The organism is Dermacoccus sp. PE3 (assembly GCF_001021715.1).
Taxonomy (GTDB): domain Bacteria; phylum Actinomycetota; class Actinomycetes; order Actinomycetales; family Dermatophilaceae; genus Dermacoccus; species Dermacoccus abyssi.
Map to the genome: position 1 here is coordinate 179619 of NZ_LDCM01000002.1, position 13030 is coordinate 192648.

Sequence of the window (13030 nt, forward strand, 5' to 3'; positions counted from 1 at the left end):
GTGTGCTTGCCTCAGCGCACACGCAGCGGTCGCTGATCCGGTCGGCGCCCCGGTTGTCGGTGGCCGATGAGAGGCTGACGCCATGAACGAATCGTCGGCGCTGCCTCAGCTGGTGCTCATCACCGGCCCCGAGCGCGTGCTCGCGCAACGAGCGCTCTCGCACGTGCTCGAGGCCCTCGGTTCGAGCCACCCCGACGCGGAGGTCATCCGCCTCGACGCGCTCGAGTACGAGCCGGGCCGGCTGACGATGGACCTGTCGCCGAGCCTGTTCGGCGGGCACCGCGTCGTCGTCGTGCGCGACCTCGACGAGGCCACCGATCCGCTCGTCGACGAACTCTCCGACGTACTCAAGCACCCGCTCGACGACGCGCACCTCGTCGTCCTCCACAAGGGTGGTAACCGCGCCAAGCGTGTCCTCGACGCGATGAAGAAGGCGAAGGCGCACGTCATCGAGGCGCCGGCCATGAAGTCGGACCGCGACAAGTCGGCTTTCATCACGAACGAATTCCGGATCGCGCGCCGCAAGATCACCCCCGAGGCCGTGCGGGCGTTGCTCGAGGCAGCGGGCAAGGACACGTCGGAGCTGGCCGCGGCGTGCAAGCAACTCGTCGACGACACGACGGGCGTCGTCGACGAGAACGTCGTCGCCACCTATCACTCGGGCAAGGTCGAGGCCACGGGCTTCCGGGTGGCCGACGCCGCTATCGCCGGCAATGCTCCTGAAGCGCTTCGTCTCCTGCGTCACGCGTTCGCCTCCGGGCTCGACCCGGTTCCGGTCGTGGCGGTCCTCGCCTCACAGCTGCGGCAGGTTGCCAAGGTGGCCACCGCCGGGGGAGGACGCAGCGCTGAACTCGCCAAGCAGCTCGGTATGCCCCCGTGGCAGATCGATCGTGCCCGCGGCGCGTCGCGCGGCTGGGACGGCGTCAGGCTCGGCCGGGCGATCCAGACCGTGGCGGCGGCCGACTTCGCTGTCAAGGGCGGCGGGCGCGATCCGCAGTACGCCGTCGAGCACGCCGTGCTCGAGATCTGCAAGCAGCGTCACGCGCCGCCCGAGCGAGGCTGAAGCTGGTCGGACGCCGAGCGCTTCGGCCGATTGCGTGCCCGCGGGTTCCGGCTGGTAAGTTTGGACGAGTGCGTGTGGGCTCAGGTCGTGCGCACACGCAAGCAGTAACCAGCGGTCTCTCATCGCCAGGTGTCCCCACGCCATATCCGAGAGGCCGACTGTCGCCCTCACGACAGAATCATTCGACCGAAGAAGTGAGTTTTCGTGGCAAACATCAAGTCGCAGATGAAGCGGATCAAGACGAACGCTGTTCGTACGGAGCGCAACAAGTCCTACAAGGCTGAGCTGCGTACCTGGATCCGCAAGTTCCGCGCCGAGGTCGAAGCCGGTAACAAGGACGCCGCTACCACGGCCCTTGCTGCCGCTTCGAAGAAGCTGGACAAGGCTGTCTCCAAGGGAGTCATCCACAAGAACCAGGCCGCCAACAAGAAGTCGGCCATGGCGAAGCAGCTCAACAACCTCTGAGTTCTTCCATGAGTCCTCACGAGGACTCAGCACGACGAAGGGTCGTCACCGTCCGCGGTGACGACCCTTCGATGTTGAGCGGGGACCGCGGCACAGGTGCCGCGTTTCCGAGGCAACATCGAAGGTCGCCAGAGCCCGGTGCCCGGGCGGCGACGGCGGCTGCTGACATAATGACGGGCGAACAATCCGGCGTCGCGCTGACGCCGTACGACGCGAGTGAGGTACTTCCTTGAGCGACACCGAGCACGGCCACCGCTACACCGCCGAACTGGCGGGGCAGATCGAGAAGCAGTGGCAGGACGTGTGGGAGGAGCAGGGAACCTTCGAGGCCCCCAACCCCACGGGTCCGTGGGCCGACCCGCAGGGCGTGGCCGAGCGCGAGAAGGTCATGATCCAGGACATGTTCCCCTACCCCTCCGGTGCGGGACTGCACGTCGGGCACCCGCTCGGCTACATCGCCACCGACGTCTACGCGCGCTACCAGCGCACCCAGGGCAAGAACGTCCTCTACACCCTCGGTTACGACGCGTTCGGCCTACCGGCGGAGCAGTACGCCGTCCAGACCGGCCAGCACCCGCGCAAGACGACCGAGGACAACATGGTCAACATGCGTCGCCAGCTGCGTCAGCTCGGGCTGTCGCACGACATGCGTCGCACCTTCGCCACGATCGAGCCGTCCTACTACAAGTGGACGCAGTGGATCTTCCTGCAGATCTTCAACGCCTGGTACGACGAGGACGCGGGTAAGGCCCGTCCGATCGACACGCTCGTCGAAGCCCTCGAAAGTGGTCGCGTCGCCACGCCGGACGGCCGCGCATGGGCCGAACTGGACGCCACCGAGCGCGCCGCTGCCGTCAACGCCCGTCGCCTCGCGTACAAGTCGGACGCTCCGGTCAACTGGTCGCCCGGCCTCGGCACCGTCGTGGCAAACGAGGAGGTGACGGCCGACGGCCGCACCGAGCGCGGCAACTTCCCGGTCTTCAAGCGCAATCTGCCGCAGTGGATGATGCGTATCACCGCCTACGCCGACCGCCTCGTCGACGACCTCGAGCGCCTCGACTGGCCGGAGTCGATCAAGCTGCAGCAGCGCAACTGGATCGGTCGCAGCAACGGCGCGAGCATCCGCTTCGACGTCGAGAACCACGAGGGCGCTCAGCTCGAGGTCTTCACGACGCGCCCCGACACGATCTTCGGCGCGACGTTCATGGTGGTCGCCCCGGAGCATCCGCTCGTCGACACGCTCGTGCCCGACACGTGGCCCGAGGGCACGAAGGACGCATGGAGCGGGGGCGCGACCAGCCCGCGCGAGGCCGTCGACACCTATCGTCGTGAGGCCTCCCGCAAGAGCGACCTCGAGCGTCAGACCGGCGAGAAGGGCAAGACCGGTGTCTTCACCGGTGCCTTCGCCACGAACCCGGTGACGGGTCGACGCATGCCCGTCTTCGTCGCCGACTACGTCCTCATGGGCTACGGCACCGGCGCCATCATGGCCGTGCCCGCGCAGGACGAGCGCGACTGGGACTTCGCGGCCGCGTACGACCTCGACGTCATCCGCACCGTGCAGCCGTCCGAGGGCCACCCGGAGAACAAGCCGTTCACCGGCGCGGGCGTCGCCATCAACTCGGCCACCTCGGGCCTCAGCCTCGACGGGCTCGGCATCGAGGACGCCAAGGTCAAGATCATCGAGTGGCTCGAGGCGAACGAGCGCGGAAGCGGCACGACGACCTACCGCCTGCGCGACTGGCTGTTCAGCCGCCAGCGCTACTGGGGCGAGCCCTTCCCGGTGGTCTACGACGAGAACGGCGAGGCGCACGCCCTGCCGGAGTCGATGCTGCCGGTCGAACTGCCCGACGTCGCGGACTACTCGCCGAAGACCTACGACCCGGAGGACGCCCAGTCCATGCCGGAGTCGCCCTTGTCGCGTGCGAGCGAGTGGGTGAGCGTCGAGCTCGACCTCGGTGACGGTCGCAAGACGTACACGCGCGAGACGAACACGATGCCCAACTGGGCCGGTTCGTGCTGGTACGAACTGCGTTACGCAGACCCCGCAAACGACGAACGATTCGTCGACGCGGGCTGTGAGGAGTACTGGCTCGGCAAGGGCCGCGGCTTCGGCAAGGGCGTCGCGAACGACCCGGGCGGCGTCGACCTCTACGTCGGCGGCGCCGAGCACGCCGTCCTGCACCTGCTGTACGCGCGTTTTTGGCACAAGGTGCTGTTCGACCTCGGCCTCATCTCGAGCGAGGAGCCATTCCGCAAGCTCTACAACCAGGGCATGGTGCAGGCCTACGCGTACCGTGACGGGCGCGGCCAGCCGGTGCCGGCTGCCGAGGTCACCGAGCGCGAGGTCGACGGCGAGACGGTGTTCGAGTGGCAGGGCGAGCGCGTCACCCGTGAGTACGGGAAGATGGGCAAGTCGCTCAAGAACGTCGTCACGCCGGACGAGATGTGCGACGCGTTCGGCGCCGACACCTTCCGCGTCTACGAGATGTCGATGGGCCCCCTCGACGCGTCGCGTCCGTGGGAGACCCGTGCCGCCGTCGGCTCGCAGCGCTTCCTGCAGCGTCTGTGGCGCAACGTCGTCGACGAGGGCAGCGGCGAGGTCACCGTCACCGATGCGCCGATGGATGACGCCACGAAGCGCGCACTCCACCAGACGATCGACGCGGTGAGCGCCGACTTCGAGAACCTGCGTTTCAACACGGCGGTCGCTCGACTCATCGAGCTCAACAACACGCTGACGAAGCTCGACGCCGTGCCGCGCGAGGCGGCCGAGGCGCTCGTGCTCATGACGGCGCCGCTGGCCCCGCACATCGGTGAGGAGCTGTGGAAGCGCCTGGGTCACGACACGACGCTGGCGTTCGAGCCGTTCCCGGTCGCCGACCCGGCGTTCCTCGTGCAGGACACCGTTGTGGCCGTCGTCCAGGTGGCCGGCAAGGTGCGCGATCGCCTCGACGTCGCCGCCGACATCAGCGAGGCCGACCTCGAGGCCGCAGCCATGGCGAGCGAGCGAGTGCAGTCGTTCCTCGAGGGCAAGACGGTTCGCAAGGTCATCGTCCGAGCTCCCAAGCTCGTCAACATCGTCGCGAACTGATGGCTGCGCGACGGCGGGACGCCCCTCGCGTGGGCGTCGTCACGGACTCGACGGCGTGCCTGCCGGACGAGCTCGTGGCGGCGCTCGGCGGAACGCTCGCCGTCGTGCCGCTGACCGTGACGATCGACGGGCGCGCGCTCGTCGAGGGTGAGGGCGTCACCGGGGAGACGGTGGCCCAAGCCGAACAGAACGAGCGGGAACTGTCGACGGCCCGGCCGGCGCCTGCGCGCATGGTCGAGGCGTACGAGTACCTCGCGGGTCAGGGCTGCACCGAGATCGTCTCCGTTCACGCGGCGGCCCAGCTGTCGTCCACGGTGAGTTCGGCGCGCCTCGCGGCGGCCGAGTCGCCGGTGCCCGTGTCCGTCGTGGACTCCACGACGATGGGCATGGCGATGGGTTTTGCGGCGCTCGCGGGGGCCCGTTCGGCCGTGCGCGGGGAGGGCTTCGCCGCGGTCGAGGAGGTCATCCGTTCCGTGGCGACGACGTCGCGCACGGCGCTCTACGTCGACTCGCTCGAACCGCTGCGTCGCGGTGGCCGCGTCGGTCGCGCCGGTGCTCTGTTCGGCTCCGCGCTGTCGATCAAGCCGCTGCTGCGCCTCGAGGACGGGGTGATCGAGCCCTTGGCACGCGTGCGAACGACGGGCAAGGCCATCGAACGCCTGGGGCGGTGGGCGCTCGCGGAGGCGCGGGCCCTCGGACCGGGCCCGGTCGTCTGCGCCGTGCACTCCGTGACGCGACAGGACCTTGCCGAGCGACTCACGGGGCTCCTCACGGAATCGGCGGAGAAGGACACTGACGGAGCAGAGCCGGTGACCTGGGCAGAACCCATCGTGCAGGCACCGCTGGCCGCCGCCGTCACGGCGCACATCGGCAGCGGGGCGATCGGCGTGGCCGTGGCGCGGATGCCGGAGGATTCGTCGGGGGCCGACCCGGACGGGGACACCGACGCCGCGTGACGGGCTGATTCCGTCGTGAGCCGGGCGGGCAGCGTCCGAGCTTTCATCCACAGGCGTGATGCCTGCGCATGCCCCCGAACTGTCGCTGCAGGCGCTTCCACAGGCTCAAGCGGCGCAGGATGGTGTTCACTCCGGAGGCCTTCGTAGCGTCACGCCATGACGACTCGACACGATAGTGACGACCGGCTCGACGAAGTGCTCGCGGAGATCGAACGGGCACGTCGCGAACCCGCGTGGACCCCTGAGCCGGAGCGCACGCCCCGACGGCTCATCCGCCCTCCTGCTCCGCTCGACGAGGCTCGCTGGGCGCCGTCACGCACGGCCGTTGTCGTGGTTGCACTGTGTGCACTGCTGGCTGCTCTCGTGTTCGGGGTGCGTGTCATGCTCACGCCGGACACATCGAGCGCCGCAACAGGCTCTTCAGCCAAACCGCTGCAGGTCGCGGGGCGTGCCACGGTGTCGAGCACCTCATCGGGCGCTGCCGCGGCGCCCACGAACCCTGCCTCGACAGCGGCCACCCCCGCCGCGGCGGCGTCGCCGTCGGCGCTCAACATCCACGTCGTCGGGGCGGTGCGCACTCCCGGCGTCGTCACGGTCACACCGGGCGCCAGGGTCGAGGACGCCGTCAGGGCAGCCGGTGGGCTGAAGGGAGCCGATGCTTCCGGCATCAATCTCGCGCGGCCACTCGCCGACGGAGAGCAGGTCATCGTGCCGAGGCCGGGGGAGTCCCCGCCGGTTCCCAGCCCGCCCGCGGCTCCGGCGGGTGGTCAACCGTCATCGGGTGCAGCGGCCATCACACCGGGAACCCCGGGGGCCTCTGCAGGGGCGTCCGCCCTCGTCAATCTCAACACGGCCGACGCGGCCGCGCTCGACACCCTGCCCGGAGTGGGGCCGGTCCTCGCGCAGAGAATCCTCGACTGGCGCACGGAACACGGCCGATTCTCGAGCGTCGAGGAGTTGGGTGAGGTCAGCGGCATCGGTGACAAGGCCCTGGAGCGGCTGCGCTCCAAGGTCACGGTGTGAGGAGCGAGCACGACCTCCGGCTGCTCGGCGCGGCATGTTGTGGCTGGGGCGTGCTCGCCGTGTTGCTCGCGCTACGAGCCTCGGCCACCGAGGTCGTCGTGGTGGCGCTCGCCGCCGCAGCGCTGGGGGGAGCACTGTTCCTGTCGCGGGTTCGGCGCGCGCTCGTCGTGGGCGTTGCCTTCTGTGCGGTCGTCACGGCGCTGATCGCCACGGCGGCCGGAGGACAACTCGCTCACCAACGTCAGGGGCCGCTCGCCGAGTTGGCGGCCGAACGAGCCAGCGGAACGTTCGAGGCCGTCGTCACGGGGCAACCCCGCGCCCTTGAACCTAAGGGGCCGGGCGCTGCGGAGACGCGGTATCTCGTTCCCCTCACCGTGCACCGAGTCCAGGCCCGCGGAACGCGGGTCGACGTGGCGACGCCGGTCGTCCTGATCGGTGACGGACGGTGGCGGACCGTGCCGTGGAGAGCTCGGCTCGATGTGAAGGGCAGACTCGCGCCCTCGGAACGGCTCGGGTCTGCCCAGGCGCTGCTCGTGGCGCGCGGTGGACCTCATGTCCTTGACGGGTCGCCACCGGTCATCGCACAACTCGAAGTCTTGCGCCGGGGTCTGTCGCACGCGGCTCGAAACCTCCCGGACGACCCGGGCGGCCTCGTGCCGGCTCTCGTCGTCGGTGACGTCGCCGCGATCCCGGCCGAGTTGAACGACGACATGAGCGTCACGGGCATGTCGCACCTCAACGCGGTGAGCGGGTCGAACGTCACCATTGTGCTCGTCGCGGCGTCGTGGTGTCTGTCCTGGTCTGGTCTGCGTCGGCGCGCCCGCACAGTGGCGGCTCTTCTTGTCGTCCTCCTCTACGTGCTCGTGTGCCATCCGGATCCGAGCGTTGTCCGTGCCGGAGCGATGGGCATCGTCGGGTTGCTCGGCACGTCGTGGGGCAGACCGAAAGCTGCCTGCCCGGCGCTCGGGGCGGCCATCACGCTGCTCCTCATGTGGGATCCGTGGCTCGCCGTGAGTGCGGGGTTCGCGCTCTCGGCGCTCGCCACGCTCGGCCTCGTGCTCTTCGCGAAGCGATGGGCGAACGCCCTGATGGAACGGTTGCCGCAAACGCCGTCGTCGAAGCTGACCCACGCGATCGAACTGTGTCTCATTCCCGTCGCCGCCCAGGCGCTGTGCTTGCCCATCCTCGTGGCGCTGAGTGGTGCCGTGTCGCTCGTTTCCCTGCCGGCGAACGTTCTCGCGGAGCCCTTCGTCGCACCGGCCACGCTCGCGGGGATGGTCGTTCTGCTCGTGGCACCACTCGTCCCGGCTCTGGCCGATCTGCTCGTGTGGGCGGCGGGTCTTCCCGCCTGGGTCATTTCCACGATTGCCCACGTCGCCGCGTCCGTGCCAGGGGGCTCGTTGCCGTGGCCGAGCGGGGCGCCCGGCATCGTGCTGGCCGTCGTCCTCCTCGCGGCGCTCCTGTTCGGGTGGCGAATCGTCCCGTGGCTCGGCCTTCGAGGGTGGGCATCCGTCACGTTGGTGGCGCTCGTCCCCGCGGCCCTGTGGCTTCCGATCCCCGGAGAGGGACGCGCAGATCCGGGGTGGCTGTATGCCCAGTGCGACGTCGGGCAGGGAGATGCCGCCTTGGTACGCACCGGTGAGCAGGCGGCGATCCTCGTCGACACCGGACCCGAGGAAGGGGACGTCACCGGGTGCCTCGATCGTCACGGCGTGACGCGTGTGGACGCCGTCGTGCTCACGCACCTGCATGCCGACCACGTCGATGGTCTCGGGGCCGTACTCGAGCGGCAGCCGTCGGTCGAGGTCTTCGTGACGTGGCTGACGAGCCACAGCTCGAGCCCTCGTGGTGGCCGAGGGGAGAGGGATGCCGATGCCCAGACGAGGCAGGTGTTGCGCCGTTACGGGAAGGTTGCGCAACGCCTCGCACCGGGTCAGCAGGTCCGTGTCGGTGACGCCGTGCTCGACGTCCTCTGGCCACGCCGAGCGTTGGCGGCGGGTTCGCCGGTCAACAATGCTTCCCTCGTGCTCGATGTGGCGACGCCGAGCGTGCATGCGCTCATGCTCGGCGACGTCGAACGGGAGGCGCAGGCCGCGTGCATCGGGGAGGTGACGCGCCGAGCAGCGTCGCGTCCCTACGACCTCGTCAAGATAGCTCACCACGGCAGCGCGAACCAGAGTGCCGGGCTCTATCGGGCGGCTTCGGCGCGGGTCGGCCTCATCGGGGTGGGGGAGGGCAACGATTACGGACACCCGAAGGAATCGCTCCTGTCGTTACTCGCCCAGAGCGGAACAGCCGTCTACCGAACGGACCTTTCAGGAGACCTCGACGTCGTACCCGTCGGTAGATCGCTCACGGTCGAACCGCAGAGATGACACCGGTGAGAGTCGCAGGAGATTCCACTCGCGAGCCGGAGGGAACCGGCTACAGGTTCGGCAGAGCGTCGGTTGCTTCCCGCAGCGCGTCGAGGGTGGCCTTGACCGCCGGCACACGCTGGAGGTCGGGCGTGGTGACAGCCAGAACCGAACGACGGCTCGCCGGCTCGATGGCGATGGTGGCCACGCGGGGGTGCTGGGTCGAACGCAGGATGAGCTCCGGGATGAGGGCCACGCCCAACCCCTCGGCCACGAGTCCGAGCACGGTGACGTAGTCCTCGGTCTCGAACGCGACGTCAGGGGTGTAACCCGCCGAGGTGGCGAGCGAGAGCAGGTGGCCCCGGCAGCGCGGGCATCCGGCGATCCACGACGCGGACTCGAGCTCCTCCATCGACACGGAGCCCCTTCCGGCAAACGGGTGATCGGCCGGTACGGCGAGGCGCACCTCGTCCTCGAGCAGGTCGAGCGTGGTGAGCCCCTCGAGATCCTCCGCGTGTGCCGCGATCTCGTCGCCGTCGTAGGAGAACGCGACTGCAACATCGCAATCTCCCGCCCGAAGCGCCGCGAGTGACTCCGGCGGCTCCGCTTCCGCGAAGGTGACCTGAACGTCGGGGTAGCGCTGCTTGACGAGCGACAGCGCTCGTGGGACGACGGTCGACGAGGCCGAGGGGAAGGCCATGAGGCGCACTCGTCCCGCCCTCAGGCCGGCGATCGAGGCCACTTCGCCCTCCGCCGCCTCGAGAGCGGCGAGCACCGGAGTGGCTGTGCGGGCGAGCACGTGGCCCGCCTCGGTCAGACGCACCGAACGTCCGAGGCGCTCGACGAGAGCCGTGCCCGTCTTGTCCTCCAAGCGGCGCACCATCTGGGACACGGCAGGCTGGGAGTAGCCCAGGGAAGCAGCGGCAGCGGTGAAGCTACCCTCCTGGGCAATGGCTTTCATGACCCGAAGGCCGGCGGCGTCGATCATCCGTAGAGAATAACCCGGCGTTATCGGATGTTGTAGTTTCTATCGATTCTCGAATGAGAGGGGCCACCTGTGACTGCAGCGTTGGCGGAGTTCGTCGCGCAGGGCGACCTGTTCGTGCTCACCGGGGCGGGTCTCTCGACCGAGTCGGGCATTCCCGACTACCGCAAGCCTGACGGCACCCGCCGAACGGTTCCCATGACGTTCCAGCAGTTCCTCAGCGGGGACGACGCGCGCCGACGCTACTGGGTTCGCAGCGCCGTCGGGTGGGAACGTTTCGCCGCGGCTCGGCCCAACGGCGGCCACCACGCTGTTGCAGCCTTGCAGCGCGCAGGTCTCGTGCAACACCTCGTGACGCAGAACGTCGACGGTCTTCATGCGGCCTCCGGAGCGGACGCCCTCGAACTGCACGGTTCGCTCTCCTCGGTGCAGTGCGTCGAGTGCGGCAGCCGCTCGGATCGAGCCGAGTTCCAGGGGCGCATCCGCGACGCCAACCCGAACCTCCCGCGCGACGTGGCCCTGTTGGCCGACGGAGACGCCGAGGTTGCCCGGAGTGCAGAGGATGCGTTCGTTCTCGTGGCCTGTCCGCACTGTGATTCGCTCGTCGTCAAGCCCGACGTCGTGATGTTCGGCGAGAGCGTGCCCACCGCGACGGTTGAGCACTGCTACGCGCAGCTCGAACTGTCACGGGCGGTTCTCGTTCTCGGAAGTTCGCTCAAGGTGATGTCGGGCTTCCGGTTCGTCTCGGCGGCGCTCAAGGCGGGCAAGCCCGTGGCCCTGGTCGGTCTGGGAAGCATGCGCGGTTCGGAGCGCGCCGATCTCGTGCTACACGAACCGCTTGGTGCCACCCTCACCGCGACATGCGAACGCCTCGGCCTGCAGGTGCAGACCGAGGCGAACGCGACGACGTGAGGGTGGGCGAGAGTCAGACGCTGCGCAGCACCGCCGTGACCTTGCCCATGATGCTGGCTTCGTCGCCGTCGATCGGCTCGTAGTTCTCGTTCGCGGGCAGGAGCCACGTCTTGCCGTTCGTGCGCTTGAACGTCTTCACGGTGGCCTCGCCGTCGAGCAGCGCAGCCACGATCTCACCGTTGGACGCCTCCGGCTGCTGGCGCACGACGACCCAGTCGCCGTCGCAGATGGCGGCTTCGATCATCGAGTCGCCGACAACCTTGAGCAGGAACAGTTCGCCGTCACCGACGATCTGACGGGGGAGGGGGAACACGTCCTCGACGGCCTGCTCGGCCAGGATCGGCCCGCCGGCGGCGATGCGTCCGACGACGGGGACGAAGGAGGCCTGCGGACGCTCGTTGCCCGAGTCGGTCTCGTCGTACGTGCTCTCGGACGCTGCACGCACCGAGGTGCCTCCGCGGTAACCGCGGGTGTCGGCGCCGTCGTCGGGGGAGACGACCTCCATGGCGCGAGGGCGGTTGGGGTCGCGACGCAGGTAACCCTTGCGCTCGAGCGTGGCGAGCTGGTGTGCGACGGAGCTCGGGCTCGTCAGCCCGACGGCCTCACCGATCTCGCGCAGACTCGGCGGGTAACCGCGCTCGTCGACCGAGCGCCGGATGACGGTGAGCACTTTCTGCTGTCGCGGGGTCAGTTTGCCCTTCGCGCGGTTGTTCATGGAGTGGACCTCACCCATGGCGTCTCCTCACATCGACGAAAACAGTGATCTCGCGGACGCGGACCTCGGTGCGGAGCCCTGATTCTCCCCGGAATTCCGGGGTTGTCGGTGGCCGCTGATTCGGTGTGAGCGTTCGGGATCAACGTAGGCACCACCGTACACAGTTTTCGCAAACATGTACGAGAAACACGCCGCCGACGGCCTTGCTTTCGAACGTTTGTGTCGTACAGTTGTTCTATCGCACGGATGTTCGATGCATCCGCGCCGAGTCAGGAGGAATGAACATGAGTGCTGTGCCCAGTCTGGACGTCCCGGCGGTCGCGCCGAGCCCTCGTCGTCACCTGCACCTCGTTCCGTCGGGGCCTGCGGTCGTCGATTCCCTCGAGGGTGGTCGTAGCACGCGGCGCGCCCCGTTGACGCGTCGTGCCGTTCTCGCTCGCCGTCGCTTCGCTGCCCTTCTGGCGCTTCTGGTTCTCGTCGGCGGTGGCCTCCTTGCGGCCAAGGCCGTGGCCGAAGCTAACCCTGCCGGTGGCGCGACGTCGGTCACGGTGAAGGACGGGGAGACCCTTTCTCAGATCGCCGCCCGTGAGCTGCCGTCCTTGCGTAACGACCGTGGTGTGGTGGCCATCCAGGAGGCCAACAACATGAGCTCGATGCACGTTCAGGCCGGCCAGCGAATTCTCGTTCCGGCAGGCTGAGCGGCCCCCTCGGCGTGTCGCTGGGGCGAGCCGCACATCTTTTCCGCGTCATTGCTGGGGTTGGTGCGCCGGGTTTGCCGACACGGTTGCGAGCGGTCGCCAACGCAACCTAGGATTCCTAGATGTAGGGCACAGGCGCCCTAATGCCCCCAACATGTGGTTGTTTGCGGAAGAATTCCCGCGATGCCGGTGTTGGGGTTCATACCGTCACGAGGCGGTGGAATCCTGCGATCGAGAGGCGTGGCACGTGCACTGTCCCTTCTGCCGCAACGCCGACTCCCGTGTGGTCGACTCCCGTTCGACCGAGGACGGCACCTGCATCAAGCGTCGCCGCCAGTGCCCCGACTGCGGCAAGCGTTTCTCCACCGTCGAGACCGCGAGCCTCACGGTCGTCAAGCGCTCCGGTGTGAGCGAACCCTTCTCTCGCGACAAGGTCATGTCGGGCGTGCGCAAGGCCTGCCAGGGCCGCCCGGTTTCCGACGATCAGCTCGCCGTCCTCGCTCAGCAGGTGGAGGAGTCGATCCGCTCCAAGGGGGCTGCGGAGATCGACGCCCACGATGTCGGCATCGAGATCCTCGGCCCGCTGCGCGAACTCGACCACGTCGCGTACCTGCGGTTCGCGTCCGTCTACCAGGCCTTCGAGTCACTGACTGACTTCGAGGACGCCGTCGCCGACCTGCGCAGGCACGCTCTGCGCGACGCCGGCTGAGCTCCACCGGCTCACCCCCTACTTCACGACACACCACACCAAACCCACGAGAAGTG

General features: G+C 68.6%; 11 protein-coding genes. 9 read left to right on the forward strand and 2 right to left on the reverse strand.

The genetic code is table 11. The features are described 5' to 3' along the window. Positions 1-82: 82 nt before the first annotated feature. The 6 genes from holA (at position 83) to AA983_RS06340 (ending at position 8976) form a co-directional block, all read left to right on the forward strand. On the forward strand, positions 83-1063 hold the full coding sequence (gene holA / locus AA983_RS06315) for a DNA polymerase III subunit delta (protein WP_047311409.1): 981 nt from the start codon (positions 83-85) through the stop codon (positions 1061-1063). A gap of 204 nt (positions 1064-1267) precedes the next feature. After that, positions 1268-1528, forward strand: a complete 261-nt coding sequence (gene rpsT / locus AA983_RS06320) for a 30S ribosomal protein S20 (RefSeq protein ID WP_047311410.1) — start codon at positions 1268-1270, stop codon at positions 1526-1528. Positions 1529-1757: 229 nt separating this feature from the next. Beyond that, on the forward strand, positions 1758-4622 hold the full coding sequence (leuS, locus tag AA983_RS06325; protein WP_047311411.1) for a leucine--tRNA ligase: 2865 nt from the start codon (positions 1758-1760) through the stop codon (positions 4620-4622). A 29-nt stretch (positions 4623-4651) separates the two neighbouring features. Beyond that, entirely contained in the window at positions 4652-5578 is a 927-nt protein-coding gene (locus AA983_RS06330; RefSeq protein WP_052946941.1) for a DegV family protein, read from the forward strand. Positions 5579-5734: 156 nt separating this feature from the next. Continuing rightward, the gene (locus AA983_RS06335) at positions 5735-6601 is read left to right on the forward strand and encodes a ComEA family DNA-binding protein (protein ID WP_231579552.1); all 867 of its coding nucleotides are present in this window, start codon (positions 5735-5737) and stop codon (positions 6599-6601) included. Then, complete coding sequence (locus AA983_RS06340) at positions 6598-8976, forward strand: ComEC/Rec2 family competence protein (protein WP_047311413.1); 2379 nt, start codon at positions 6598-6600, stop codon at positions 8974-8976. The genes AA983_RS06335 and AA983_RS06340 overlap by 4 nt, the downstream gene beginning before the upstream one ends. Positions 8977-9025: 49 nt before the next feature. On the opposite strand, the gene AA983_RS06345 is transcribed toward AA983_RS06340, so the two are convergent. Continuing rightward, the gene (locus AA983_RS06345) at positions 9026-9943 is read right to left on the reverse strand and encodes a LysR family transcriptional regulator (RefSeq protein WP_047311414.1); all 918 of its coding nucleotides are present in this window, start codon (positions 9941-9943) and stop codon (positions 9026-9028) included. Between the two features lie 69 nt (positions 9944-10012). Between AA983_RS06345 and AA983_RS06350 the strand changes: the two genes are divergently transcribed. Next, positions 10013-10852: a Sir2 family NAD-dependent protein deacetylase gene (locus AA983_RS06350; RefSeq protein WP_047311415.1), complete on the forward strand. Its 840-nt coding sequence runs from the start codon at positions 10013-10015 to the stop codon at positions 10850-10852. 13 nt (positions 10853-10865) lie between these two features. Here the strand turns inward: AA983_RS06350 and lexA are convergent, their stop codons facing one another. Continuing rightward, positions 10866-11585: a transcriptional repressor LexA gene (gene lexA / locus AA983_RS06355; RefSeq protein ID WP_047311416.1), complete on the reverse strand. Its 720-nt coding sequence runs from the start codon at positions 11583-11585 to the stop codon at positions 10866-10868. A 266-nt stretch (positions 11586-11851) separates the two neighbouring features. Between lexA and AA983_RS14745 the strand changes: the two genes are divergently transcribed. Together AA983_RS14745 and nrdR are read left to right on the forward strand one after the other, a co-directional pair. Then, a complete protein-coding gene (locus AA983_RS14745) occupies positions 11852-12265 on the forward strand; it encodes a LysM peptidoglycan-binding domain-containing protein (protein WP_197078972.1) in 414 nt (137 codons plus the stop codon). A gap of 247 nt (positions 12266-12512) precedes the next feature. Next, positions 12513-12974 (forward strand): transcriptional regulator NrdR, encoded by a 462-nt coding sequence (gene nrdR, locus AA983_RS06365; RefSeq protein ID WP_047311683.1) that lies wholly within the window; start codon positions 12513-12515, stop codon positions 12972-12974. Positions 12975-13030: the final 56 nt, after the last annotated feature.